Here is a 12,619-nt window from a genome sequence, read left to right on the forward strand (position 1 = left end):
CAGACTTTTTTATTACTCTACTTTCTATTTTAAATCAAAGCGATCTAAATTCATCACTTTGGTCCATGCAGCTATAAAATCCTTAACGAATTTTTCTTGCCCATCACTAGAACCATAAACTTCACAAACTGCTCTTAGTTCCGTGTTTGATCCAAAAATCAAATCGGCTCTAGTTCCAGAAAATTTCATAGCACCAGTCTTACGGTCGCGACCAATAAATTCTTTTTCTTCAGAATTTACAGCCTTCCAAGTGATTGAAAAATCTAATAGGTTTGTAAAAAAATCATTAGTCAAACTGCCAACGGTATTTGTAAAAACACCATGTTTAGAACCGTCATAATTAGCTCCTAAAACACGTAAACCACCAACAAGCACAGTCATTTCAGGGATGGAAAGTGTAAGCAAATTGGCTCTATCAACAAGTAAATCTTCTGCTGCAACTTTCAAATCCGATCGCATATAATTTCTAAATCCATCTGCTAGCGGCTCTAAATAACCAAATGATTCTAAATCTGTTTGTTCTTGAGAAGCATCACCTCTACCTTGCTCAAAAGGCACAGTGACCTCAAATCCAGCATTTTTTGCTGCTTGTTCAACACCTAAATTCCCACCTAACACAATTAAGTCTGCTATAGATACAGAGCCATCAAACGCATCTTGAATATTTTCATAAACCTGAAGTACTTGTTTCAGTTCAGCTGGGTTATTAACTTCCCAATTTCGCATTGGCTCCAAACGAATTCGTCCACCATTGGCACCACCTCTCATATCCGAGCCTCTGTAAGTTGATGCCGAAGCCCATGCAGTTCTTACGAGTTGAGAAACTGTCAATTCAGAAGATGCAATCAAACGTTTTAAGGTCGCTATATCTGAATCATTTAGTTTGTAATCAACTTTTGGAATTGGGTCCTGCCATAATAATTCTTCTTTAGGAACTTCTGGCCCTAAATATCGATCAATAGGTCCCATATCCCTATGAGTTAATTTGTACCAAGCACGAGCAAAAGCATCTTCAAAAGCCTTGTGATCTTTATGAAAGCGTTTTGATATTTCTAAATACGTTGGATCCATTTTAAGAGCCATATCAGCCGTTGACATCATTAATGCTTGCTTACCATTTGGATCACCTGCTTTGGGAGCCATTCTAGCGTTTGATTCTGCCGTTGGTGTCCATTGATGTGCTCCAGCTGGACTTTTGGTTAATTCCCAATCATAATTTAAGAGCACGTCAAAATAATCATGATCCCACTGAATAGGATTTGGTGTCCAGGCGCCTTCAAGACCACTCGTAATAGTGTCATCCAACACACCAGTTCCAAAAGTATTCTTCCAACCTGTACTCATTTCTTCAATAGTCGCACCATGAGGTTCAACACCAACATATTTATCAGGATCAGCAGCTCCATGTGCTTTACCAAAGGTATGACCACCAGCAACTAAAGCAACAGTTTCTTCATCATTCATTGCCATTCGACCAAATGTTATTTTTATATCATGTGCCGATTTTAAAGGGTCAGGGTTTCCATTTGGACCTTCTGGATTAACGTAAATCAATCCCATATGAACAGCTCCTAAATGACCTTCCAAATCACCATCACTAGTATCATAACGTTCGTCATTTCCAAGCCACTGATTTTCAGAACCCCAATATATATCTTCTTCAGGTTGCCAGACATCTTCACGTCCGCCAGCAAAACCAAACGTTTTTAACCCCATAGATTCTATGGCACAATTACCTGCTAAAATCATTAAATCTGCCCAAGATATTTTGTTTCCATATTTCTTTTTTACAGGCCATAATAATAATCTAGCTTTATCCAAATTCCCATTATCAGGCCAACTATTTAAAGGTGCAAAACGTTGAGATCCAGAAGCAGCTCCTCCTCTTCCATCACCTACCCTATAGGTTCCTGCACTGTGCCACGCCATACGAATCATAAAAGGGCCATAGTGTCCATAATCAGCTGGCCACCAGTCCTGTGAATCTGTCATTAAATCTATTACATCTTGTTTAAGTTCATCATAATTTATACTATTGAATGCTTCAGCATAATTAAATTCAGCACCTAATGGGTTTGACCTAGCATCATTTTGACGTAGAATATTTAATTTCAATTCATTGGGCCACCAATCTCTATTTCGTGTACCTCCACCAGCACCCTTTTTTTGTGTACCACTAGCAAAAGGACACTTACCAGCACTAGACTCATTGATATCCCAAACATTGCCGTTTTGATTATTGTTACTTTCCATGTTGTTATTTACTTTAAATTATTTTTTTTAAAATTACCATTTTAAACACCATCATCAAAATTGATTGTACCTATATTTAAATAGAAAATGCTTATTTAATTAAAAGTCTATAAATTATTAAAAGGTAAGTAAAATCAGTATTTTTACTTATTCATTAAAAAAAGATATTATGGCAAATATAACTTTGGGTGGAACACCCGTTGAAACTTTAGGTTCTTTACCAAAAATTGGAGAAAAAGCCCCAAGTTTTAAATTAACTGTTAGTGATTTATCAACACAAGAATTATCTGATTTTGAAGGACACAAGGTTGTTCTAAACATATTCCCAAGTGTAGATACTGGTACATGTGCACAATCTGTGCGAACTTTTAATAAAGAAGCATCAGAATTAAATAACACAAAAGTGTTGTGTATTTCAAGAGATCTACCCTTTGCTCAAGCACGTTTTTGTGGTGCAGAAGGCATTGAGAACCTTGTCATGTTATCAGATTTTAAAACTGGTAGTTTTGGTAAGGATTATAATTTAGAATTTAAAAATGGAGCTTTTGAAGGACTTCACTCTCGTTGTGTAATTGTTTTGGATGAAAATGGCACAATTAAATATACTGAACAAGTCCAGGAAACTGCTGATGAACCAAATTACAAGGCTGCTTTGGAGGCGCTTTTAGATGAATAAAAAGGAACCCTTTCTTGTCAACCGAATTAAAAGTATTCGCTACGCATTTAAAGGCGCATGGATTTTAATAACCACAGAAAAGAGTATTAAAATCCAGATTGTTATAAGTCTTTTAATGACTGTAGCTGGATTTTATTTTGAACTTTCATTGACTGAATGGGCCATCCAATGTTTAACCATTGGTGCTATTTTGGCTATTGAAGGAATCAATACTGTTATTGAGGAAATCGCAGATTTTATTCACCCTGATTATCACCCTAAAATAGGTTTGATAAAAGACATTTCAGCAGGTGCGGTATTTATTATCGCAATCACAGCAGTTACGGTTGGTATGATAATATATTTTCCAAAGATTTTTTAAATACTATTTGCTTTAGGATAAACGTTTGTAATTTGTATTTTTGAAAAATATAATACCTCGTGAATGACGAAGAAAAAATCTAAATCTAAAAAAGAATCTAAAACAAAATTTAAAGCCCCAAGTTTTAAACTATCCAATCAGCAAAAGTTAGTTTTTGGTAGTTTTCTTATTATTTTGGGATTACTCTTATTTATTGCGTTTGTTTCTTTTTTCTTCACAGGAAAAGCGGATCAAAGTACACTTTCCGAATTTACTTCCAGAGGTGTCCAAACAGAGAACTGGCTAAATAAAACAGGTGCTTGGTTAAGTGATTTTTTTATACTTCGTGGGTTTGGTGTCGCCTCTTTTATTTTTGCAGGTTTAATTTTTACATCGGGAATTTACGTACTTACCAATACCAATAAATCCAGATTGCGCAAGCATTGGTTTTGGGGAACATTAATTGTAGTTTGGTTTTCTGTTTTATTTGGATTCTTCTCTGAAAAACTGGACATTCTGGGTGGAACAATTGGTTATGAAATCAATTTTTTCCTTCAGGAATATTTAGGCAAAATTGGAACAATCTTACTATTGATATTTGCTCTTATCACCTATTTAGCCATACGCTTTAAAATGACGGCAGAAACATTTAAAAACGTGTTTGCTTCGGCTAAAAAAGATCTTAAAGAAAGTCTTGGTGAAACTGCTGAAACCAATAATAATGAACCTGTAATATCTCTTGATAATGACTTATCAGCGGAAGCTGAAGACATAAAAACTGCCTTTGATTTAACAAATGACAAACCAGAAGCCACAGAGATCACAGCACCCCAAACACCGAAGAAAACTGAAAAACCAACCAATAATGATGAGGATGAAGTAAAGATTGAAGTTGAGCATGTAGAAGAAGAGCTATCAGAAACTGACAATCTTGCCAACAAACTTGTTGAAGACTTTGGACAATTTGATCCTACGCTTGAATTAAGTAATTATCAATTTCCTTCTTTAGAACTTCTAAAAAAGTATGAAACTGAAGGTATAACTATCAACCAAGAGGAATTAGAAGAAAATAAAAATAGAATTGTAGAAACACTCAATAATTATAAAATTGGGATTTCAAATATAAAAGCCACAATTGGTCCAACTGTTACTCTCTATGAAATTATCCCTGAAGCAGGAGTCAGAATTTCTAAAATTAAAAACCTAGAAGATGATATTGCCTTATCGCTTTCAGCATTAGGAATAAGAATTATTGCACCTATACCTGGTAAAGGAACAATTGGTATTGAAGTCCCAAATAAGAATTCGACCATTGTTTCTATGCGATCGGTTATTGCCTCTCAAAAATTTCAAAAAGCTGAAATGCAATTACCAATTGCCCTAGGTAAAACTATCAGCAACGAAACCTTTGTTGTTGATTTGGCTAAAATGCCACACTTATTAATGGCTGGAGCAACTGGTCAAGGTAAGTCCGTTGGTTTGAATGCCGTTTTAACATCTTTACTTTATAAAAAGCACCCAGCAGAAGTAAAATTTGTTTTGGTTGACCCAAAAAAGGTAGAATTAACACTTTTTAATAAAATTGAACGTCACTATCTCGCCAAACTACCAGATAGTGAAGATGCCATAATTACTGACAACACAAAAGTAATTAATACTTTAAATTCGTTGTGTATTGAAATGGACAACCGATATGAGTTGTTAAAAAATGCTTTATGTAGAAATATTGCAGAATACAATGCAAAGTTTAAGGCCAGAAAGTTAAATCCTAATGATGGTCATCAATTTCTTCCATACATCATATTGGTTGTTGATGAGTTTGCCGATTTAATCATGACAGCTGGAAAGGAAGTAGAAACACCTATAGCTCGTTTAGCGCAATTAGCACGAGCCATAGGAATCCACTTGATTATAGCAACTCAAAGACCTTCGGTAAATGTGATTACTGGTATTATAAAAGCGAATTTCCCTGCCAGAATAGCGTTTAGAGTAACTTCAAAAATTGATTCTCGAACCATTTTAGACGGATCTGGTGCCGATCAACTTATAGGTCGTGGTGATATGCTTTACACTCAAGGTAATGATATGATTCGAATTCAATGTGCCTTTGTTGATACGCCAGAAGTTGAAAAAATAACAGATTTTATTGGCTCACAAAAAGCTTATCCAGATGCTTATCAGCTACCAGAATATGTTGGTGAAGAAAGTGGCACAAGTCTTGATATAGATATTAACGACCGTGACGCGCTTTTTAGAGAAGCAGCTGAAATAATAGTGACAGCGCAACAAGGTTCAGCCTCATTGTTACAACGTAAACTAAAATTAGGTTATAATCGTGCTGGAAGATTAATTGATCAATTGGAAGCTGCTGGTATTGTTGGTGGCTTTGAAGGCAGTAAAGCACGTCAAGTTTTGGTTCCAGATCTAGCTGCGCTCGACCAACTACTGGCAAACGAAGGACAATAAAAAAATAACAACGATGAAAAAAATAATTACACTTTTATTAATGCTAACATGCAGCATTACTTTTGCTCAAGATAATGAAGCCAAGACATTGCTTAAAAAGGTATCAGATAAAGTAAAAAGCTATGACAACATAGCTATAGATTTTAAATATGTTTTGCAAAATATTGCTGAAAATGTAAACCAAGAAACACGTGGTGATGTTGTTATTCAAGGTGATAAGTATAAGCTAAACATTTTAGGTGTTACACGGATTTTTGATGGAAAAACATTATACAGCATAAGTCCAGAAGATGAAGAGGTAACAATTTCAAGTGATAATTCAGAAGACGAAAACAGCATCACACCTAGCAAAATGCTTTCGTTTTATGAAGATGGTTACACTTACAAAATGGACATTGTTCAAAACGTGAAAGGAAGAAAAATTCAATACGTCAAATTAACTCCTATTGATTCAAACTCCGAAATAAAGCATATACTTTTAGGGATAGATGCCAACACCAACCATATCTATAATCTAATAGAAATTGGCAAAAATGGTATTCAAACCACCTTAACTGTTAATTCTTTTAAAACAAACGAACCATTATCAAAAACCTTATTTACCTTTGATGAGAGTAAGTATAAAGATTACTACATCAATAAATTGGATTAGGTAAATTGAAAATATTAGATAGATACATACTAACCACTTATCTAAAAACTTTTATCAGCGTGTTTGTCATTCTCATGCTGATTTTTGTATTACAGACCATTTGGCTTTATATCAAAGAATTAGCTGGAAAAGATTTAGATATCGTTGTAGTCGGAAAGTTTTTATTCTACTTCTCTCCTAAACTTATACCTCTAGTACTTCCGCTAACCATTCTTTTAGCTTCAATTATGGTTTTTGGAAATTTTGCTGAAAACTATGAATTTGCAGCCATGAAGTCAACAGGCATTTCATTACAAAGGTCTATGGCAGGTTTAAGTATTTTTATAGTCTTGCTAGCCATTACTACTTTCTTTTTTGCAAATAATGTCATTCCTTGGGGTGAATATAATTCCTATAATCTACGTAAAAACATTCAGCAACTAAAACCAGCTATGGTTATTGCTGAAGGGCAATTCAATCAAATTGGCGATGAATACAACTTGAAAGTAGCCAAAAAAAGTGGCGATAGAGGTCAATTCTTGGATCAAGTCATTATTCATAAAAAAACAGGGAAACGAACACCTGGAAACCATACAACAATAGTTTCTAAAACTGGGGAACTTATAGGTGATGAAGATTCCAATATCTTAAAGTTCATTCTACACGATGGCTATTTTTATGATGACTCACCTCCTAGTGACCCCAAAGACAGGTCAAAATATCCAATGACAAGAAGCTACTTTGAAAAATATACCATCAACATTGATTTATCTGAACTAAACAACAAAGATCTTGATGAAAAGAACATTACTGATAAGTATAACATGCTTAACATTTCAGATCTAAATTACAGCATTGATTCCCTAAAAACATCATTAGATAAAGATTATAATGATTTTGCTAGCAGCCTATATAATCGCACAAACTTACCGGTTCTTAATACAGGTGTGAATGCAAAACAAAACACCGTATATAAAGGCGAAATTTTAGATCTTTTTTCAAATAAAAAGAAAGTTCAGTTATTGGATATGGCAATGAATTCTACAAAAAGTTCTAATCAAATAGTAGAAATCAAAGACAAGTACTTCCAGGAAAGAAATATTTGGCTTAATAAACATATTATTGCGCTACATGAAAAATTAGCATTAGGTTTTGCATGTATAATTTTATTTTTTGTTGGTGCACCTCTAGGCGCATTAATAAGAAAAGGTGGTATTGGTTTACCAATGGTAATAGCTATTCTATTGTTTTTAACCTATCATTTTATAGGGATTTTCGCTAAAAACAGTGCAAAAGATGGTAGTCTAAACCCTGTAATTGCATCGTGGTTTTCAACAGTAATTATGTTACCTCTAGGCTATTATTTAACCAAAAGAGCTACAGCTGATAGAGGCTTATTTGAATTTGACCATGTTTTTGAACCGTTAAAAAAATTATTTAGTACAAAAAACAAAAAACAAACAGATAGCGACATTGACATAGTACAAACATCAGAAGCTAGCTTGAAATTTACTTCATTTTACAAAAACTATAAAGCTATAAGTAATATTGCTGTGATATTTTATTTTATAGCGACAATTACACTGATTTTGTTTTTTGTATTCAAGAACAATAAATTACCAGATTTTGCAGAAATGAGCATTCAATTAAGTGTTATTTCTTGGATTGTTTATATTGTTTATTTCTTTCAAGAGCGTACAACAATTTCGAAAATTTTTGAATTGGTAAAATCAAGACTCTACATAAATGGTATCCTATCTAATATTTTAGCTTTGTTGTTTTATCCAGTTGTTCACTACGTAAGGCGAAACAAATTCAAAGAAGTCCTACCAAAAAGTATAAAATAAGCAATATCTTTGCAAAACTAATTTGTTATGATATGCTTAACACCACTGAAGAAGCTGTGAAAATTAAATTAAATACCATAGAAGAAGCCATTAATGACATTAGAAATGGCAAAGTCATTATTGTCGTTGATGATGAGAACCGTGAAAATGAAGGCGATTTTTTGGCAGCTGCCGAAAAAATTACACCGGAGACCATTAATTTTATGGCCATGCATGGTAGAGGGTTAATCTGCGCTCCGCTAACCGAAAATCGATGTAGAGAATTAGACTTACATATGATGGTTAATAATAACACGGATCCTATGGAAACCGCTTTTACGGTGTCGGTTGATTTACGTGGTAATGGTGTTACAACAGGAATTTCAGCTAGCGATCGTTCTAAAACCATTCATGCCCTTATAAATCCAAGTACCAAGCCATTTGAATTGGCTAGACCTGGTCATATTTTTCCACTTGTTGCCAAGCAAGGAGGTGTATTACGTAGAACTGGACATACCGAAGCTGCTATTGATTTCGCTCGATTAGCTGGACTAAAACCTGCAGGCGTCATTGTTGAAATTATGAATGAAGATGGGTCAATGGCTCGCTTGCCACAACTCATAAAAGTAGCAGAAAAGTTTGATTTGAAAATTGTTTCAATTGAAGACTTGGTGGCTTACCGCATGCAACATGATTCTCTTATTGAAAAGAAAGAAGACTTTGATATTGAAACGCGTTTTGGGCAATTTAGATTACGTGCTTATCACCAAACAACTAATAAACAGATTCATATTGCCTTAACCAAAGGTACATGGACTAACCAAGAACCTGTGCTAACTAGAGTTAATGCCACATTGGTTAATCATGACATTTTAGGAACTTTAACCAATAATGCCGATAAAAAGTTAGACGACATGTTTAATGTTATTAATGAAGCTGGAAAAGGCGCCATTATTTTCATCAATCAACAATCACAGTCGATGAATTTACTAAAACGTCTTACTGCCTTAAAAGAATCTCAAACACCTGGTGAAATTGTTAAAGCTCCTCGTATCGAAATGGATAGCAAAGACTTTGGGATTGGTGCACAAATTTTACATGATTTAGATATACACAAACTGCGATTAATTTCAAATAGCGAGCAGACCAAACGTGTTGGTATGATTGGCTATGGTTTAGAAATTGTGGAGTATGTCAATTACTAATCTAGTATTTCAAAAACCTTAAATAAACCTTTGCTTTTAGAATTTGGGACTTCAGATATAAAAGCATATTTACCCGGTTTTAAATCGGCATAAAAATAACCGGTCCGCCCTGCTGGCATATCATTGACTCCTCCTAAAAACGTGACACCACTTGGAACAGGTGTTATTAACCCTTTAGGATCTGCCCAATTCATCCAAGCTTCTAGCGCTTCTTCACTTGCATGGCCTTCAAGCTTAACCAAATTTATATCATGCCAAATAAAATTTTCATGAGGTTTTTGATCTTTAACAAATACCGAGAATATCTGCTTGCCTTTTGTAATGGCTTTATCATAGCTAATTCCCTCTTCACCAGATAATGTGATATTAATTGTTGGTTCAGGCGGTTCGTTTCCACTATCCTCCTCAAGGACAATAATAGGTTTAGCCATACCCATCATGGTATGAAATTTTCCGTTTGGCATTTTCACATAACATTCCATTATGTAATAACCAGGATCTAATTTAACCGTAGTCGTTGCCGTATGTTTTGGTGCAATTAGGCCAGATCCTCCCGAAAAAACTATTTTTCCAAACCATTCTGGCAGTTTACCAAAAGCAGCAAACCCTTCTTCAGATTTCCCCTCATTAATTAAATCCATACCTTCTTCAAAAACTGGTGCTACATCAGTAAGCGTGTTTTCAACAGTTTTACCTTCTGGATATTTATCTAATAAAAAGAAATGGGTTTCATTTGATAAATTTCTGTATTTAAAGGTGTTCCATCCTGATGGAATCGTATCCACACTTTGAAATTCCATACTACGTGTAACAATTTCAATAACGTTTGAAGGTTCTTGAATGTTTTTTTCAACTTCTACTATTTCCTCTGAAGCTGGTTCCGTTTTCTTATTATCATTTTTACAAGCAAGTACTAAAAATAGAATTAGAATGGGTAATAAAATTTTTGATTTCATTTACTAAAATAATTAATTGGTTAACAATCTAAATTAAGCTTAATTAACTATTTTTCAAAATATTATGAATCACTTTATACATCCTATTGGCTCGCTCTTGAACCTCTTCATCAGTCCAGGACAATTTAATTAAACATGAAATATTACGGCCAATGTAATGGTTTGATTGCTCAAAAGTCTGTGACTTGAGATATTCCAATCCTTCTTTGACTTTCGTAGAAAGTGGATATAGAGTTTTAAGTGTTTTGAGGTGCTCCCACTTTCTAATGTAATGCCAATTGTTGTCATAGTAGTTCCAACAGGCATCAATGCCGTTTTCTTTAAAAGCCTGAATGACCTTTCTAGAGGTTTCTAAATCTGGTAAAAAGAAACTTAAGAACGAATAGCTTTCTTCACCACCTTCTGGAACAGTCCTAAAAGTAACTTGAGGAATATGAGATAACGCTTCTCTAATTATGCTGTAATTTTTCTTCTGAATAGCAACAAATTCGTCCAACCGTCTCAATTGTGCTAAACCAACAGCTGCATGTAATTCTGAAATTCTAAAATTATAACCCAAAAACGGATGGGTTTCTGCCCCTCGATCATTACCTACATGGTCATGTCCATGATCAGAATATTGGTCAGCATGACGATAAAAGGCTTCATTATTTGTTAATACAGCACCTCCTTCACCTGCAGTGATAATCTTAACAAAATCTAAAGACAAACAACCTAAATCACCAATACTTCCTAATGGTTTACCATTGTAAGTTGCACCTGTTGCTTGAGATGAATCTTCAATAAGAATTAAACTATGTTTCTTACAAATGTCTTGCAAGGCATCTAAATTGGCCATACTACCGCACATATGTACTGGCATAATAGCCTTTGTTTTATTGGTTATTGCATCTTCAACTGCTTTGGGGTCTAATGTTAGTGTATCGTCAATATCTACCAGAATGGGAATGGCTCCCAACATCATAATGGCTTCAAAACTTGCCACGAAGGTAAAAGTCGGCATTATAACTTCATCACCTGCTCCAATTCCTGCTGTAGCCAAAGCAACAGATACTGCCGCTGTTCCGCTAGACACCAATTGCGCATGGTTGACTTGCAATTTGTCTTGAAGTGCTTTCTCTAACTCTTTAGCTTTCCAATGGCCATTACGCATACCATCAAAGCCATAGCGCATCAAAACACCATTATCTAATACGTCTTGCAATTCTTTGCGTTCCGAATCTCCAAATAATTCAAATCCAGGCATAGTTTATTTTATAAAGTAATTATAGAATCTTTTAATTGCTTTCTAACTTTTTTAAAATCGGCAAACATGTCATCTTTAGCACGATAACCAATTGGTAACAACAAAACCGATTTCAAACCGCGTGTTTTTAACCCTAAAATCTCATCATATTTTTCTGGATTAAATCCTTCCATAGGACAAGAATCAATACCTTCCAATGCACAAATTGTCAATATATTTCCCATGGCTAAATAGGCCTGATTAGTTGCCCATTCTTCAATAAGTTCTTGCGGTTTCTTTTCGAAATCTGAAATTAAGAAATCTTGAAAAGGCTTTAAAACAGATTTTGGTGTTTTTCTTATATCATGAACACGATTGAAGTATTCAACCACGAAGTCTTCGTCAATTACACGTTCAATACAAAACACTAAAACATGAGAAGCTTCAGCAATTTGCTTCTGATTCATGGTATCTGGAATCAGTTTGGACTGCAATTCTTTATCACTAAACACAACTAATTTTATAGGTTGCAAACCGTATGACGTGGCTGTTAAATTAAAGGCTTCCTTTATAACTTGTAGTTTTTCCTCACTAATTAGCCTGCTAGGATTAAAAGCTTTGGTAGCATAACGCCATTGTAAATGTCCAATAACATCCATGAATCTTAATTTAGAATAGCAAAAATAGTAATACTGTTTTGGTTCAACTAACGGATTAGAAATTTTGTATAAAAATTTCAGTCTTTTATTTGAAAGAAACGAAAAAGGGTTCTATATTTGCATCCGCATTTAGGGAATACCTAATGAGGCACTCAAGGAGAAATGGCAGAGTGGTCGAATGCGGCAGTCTTGAAAACTGTTGAGGGTCACACCTCCGGGGGTTCGAATCCCTCTTTCTCCGCAAAAAACCAGAACATTTAGTTCTGGTTTTTTTTGTTTAAAATTCTAATTATAAATTAGTTAACGATTCAAATGATAATCATGCACTTCATCGAGTTATTTTGATAGCCCTATATATTGATAGTACATTTATTTTCCCAAT

10 protein-coding genes and 1 tRNA gene are annotated in these 12,619 nt (G+C 34.5%); 7 read left to right on the forward strand and 4 right to left on the reverse strand.

Annotated elements, in window-relative coordinates; genetic code table 11:
- Positions 1 to 24 precede the first annotated feature (24 nt).
- The gene (gene katG, locus C1S72_RS01770) at positions 25 to 2,253 is read right to left on the reverse strand and encodes a catalase/peroxidase HPI (RefSeq protein ID WP_104733961.1); all 2,229 of its coding nucleotides are present in this window, start codon (positions 2,251 to 2,253) and stop codon (positions 25 to 27) included.
- A gap of 169 nt (positions 2,254 to 2,422) precedes the next feature.
- On the opposite strand from katG, the gene tpx reads away from it, so the two are divergent.
- From tpx to ribB, 6 genes are all read left to right on the forward strand, one after another.
- On the forward strand, positions 2,423 to 2,929 hold the full coding sequence (gene tpx, locus C1S72_RS01775; RefSeq protein WP_104733962.1) for a thiol peroxidase: 507 nt from the start codon (positions 2,423 to 2,425) through the stop codon (positions 2,927 to 2,929).
- Entirely contained in the window at positions 2,922 to 3,290 is a 369-nt protein-coding gene (locus C1S72_RS01780) for a diacylglycerol kinase family protein (protein WP_104733963.1), read from the forward strand. Before tpx ends, C1S72_RS01780 begins: the two co-directional genes overlap by 8 nt.
- A 63-nt stretch (positions 3,291 to 3,353) precedes the next feature.
- Entirely contained in the window at positions 3,354 to 5,735 is a 2,382-nt protein-coding gene (locus C1S72_RS01785) for an FtsK/SpoIIIE family DNA translocase (RefSeq protein WP_104733964.1), read from the forward strand.
- A gap of 13 nt (positions 5,736 to 5,748) precedes the next feature.
- Positions 5,749 to 6,387, forward strand: a complete 639-nt coding sequence (locus C1S72_RS01790) for a LolA family protein (RefSeq protein WP_104733965.1) — start codon at positions 5,749 to 5,751, stop codon at positions 6,385 to 6,387.
- A 5-nt stretch (positions 6,388 to 6,392) separates the two neighbouring features.
- A complete protein-coding gene (locus tag C1S72_RS01795; RefSeq protein ID WP_104733966.1) occupies positions 6,393 to 8,213 on the forward strand; it encodes an LptF/LptG family permease in 1,821 nt (606 codons plus the stop codon).
- A gap of 32 nt (positions 8,214 to 8,245) precedes the next feature.
- On the forward strand, positions 8,246 to 9,397 hold the full coding sequence (gene ribB / locus C1S72_RS01800) for a 3,4-dihydroxy-2-butanone-4-phosphate synthase (protein WP_104733967.1): 1,152 nt from the start codon (positions 8,246 to 8,248) through the stop codon (positions 9,395 to 9,397).
- Here ribB and C1S72_RS01805 read toward each other — a convergent pair.
- The 3 genes from C1S72_RS01805 to C1S72_RS01815 are packed head-to-tail and all read right to left on the reverse strand — an operon-like array spanning position 9,394 to position 12,237.
- Positions 9,394 to 10,353 carry a hypothetical protein gene (locus C1S72_RS01805; protein ID WP_104733968.1) on the reverse strand — a complete coding sequence of 320 codons (960 nt, stop codon included), beginning with the start codon at positions 10,351 to 10,353 and terminating at the stop codon, positions 9,394 to 9,396. The genes ribB and C1S72_RS01805 overlap by 4 nt on opposite strands.
- 43 nt (positions 10,354 to 10,396) lie before the next feature.
- Positions 10,397 to 11,599 (reverse strand): DegT/DnrJ/EryC1/StrS family aminotransferase, encoded by a 1,203-nt coding sequence (locus C1S72_RS01810; protein WP_104733969.1) that lies wholly within the window; start codon positions 11,597 to 11,599, stop codon positions 10,397 to 10,399.
- A gap of 8 nt (positions 11,600 to 11,607) precedes the next feature.
- Positions 11,608 to 12,237, reverse strand: a complete 630-nt coding sequence (locus tag C1S72_RS01815) for an NAD(P)H-dependent oxidoreductase (RefSeq protein ID WP_104733970.1) — start codon at positions 12,235 to 12,237, stop codon at positions 11,608 to 11,610.
- Positions 12,238 to 12,393: 156 nt separating this feature from the next.
- On the opposite strand from C1S72_RS01815, the gene C1S72_RS01820 reads away from it, so the two are divergent.
- Positions 12,394 to 12,478 (forward strand) — tRNA-Ser (locus C1S72_RS01820).
- The last annotated feature ends 141 nt before the right edge of the window (positions 12,479 to 12,619 follow it).

Origin of the sequence: Hanstruepera ponticola (assembly GCF_002940745.1) — a bacterium.
Classification (GTDB): Bacteria; Bacteroidota; Bacteroidia; order Flavobacteriales; family Flavobacteriaceae; genus Hanstruepera; species Hanstruepera ponticola.

Coding starts and splice junctions, on each gene's coding strand:
- katG (WP_104733961.1), bottom strand. CDS start 2,253: ATGGAAAGTAACAATAATCAAAACGGCAATGTTTGGGATATCAATGAG.
- tpx (WP_104733962.1), top strand. CDS start 2,423: ATGGCAAATATAACTTTGGGTGGAACACCCGTTGAAACTTTAGGTTCT.
- C1S72_RS01780 (WP_104733963.1), top strand. CDS start 2,922: ATGAATAAAAAGGAACCCTTTCTTGTCAACCGAATTAAAAGTATTCGC.
- C1S72_RS01785 (WP_104733964.1), top strand. CDS start 3,354: ATGACGAAGAAAAAATCTAAATCTAAAAAAGAATCTAAAACAAAATTT.
- C1S72_RS01790 (WP_104733965.1), top strand. CDS start 5,749: ATGAAAAAAATAATTACACTTTTATTAATGCTAACATGCAGCATTACT.
- ribB (WP_104733967.1), top strand. CDS start 8,246: ATGCTTAACACCACTGAAGAAGCTGTGAAAATTAAATTAAATACCATA.
- C1S72_RS01805 (WP_104733968.1), bottom strand. CDS start 10,353: ATGAAATCAAAAATTTTATTACCCATTCTAATTCTATTTTTAGTACTT.
- C1S72_RS01810 (WP_104733969.1), bottom strand. CDS start 11,599: ATGCCTGGATTTGAATTATTTGGAGATTCGGAACGCAAAGAATTGCAA.
- C1S72_RS01815 (WP_104733970.1), bottom strand. CDS start 12,237: ATGGATGTTATTGGACATTTACAATGGCGTTATGCTACCAAAGCTTTT.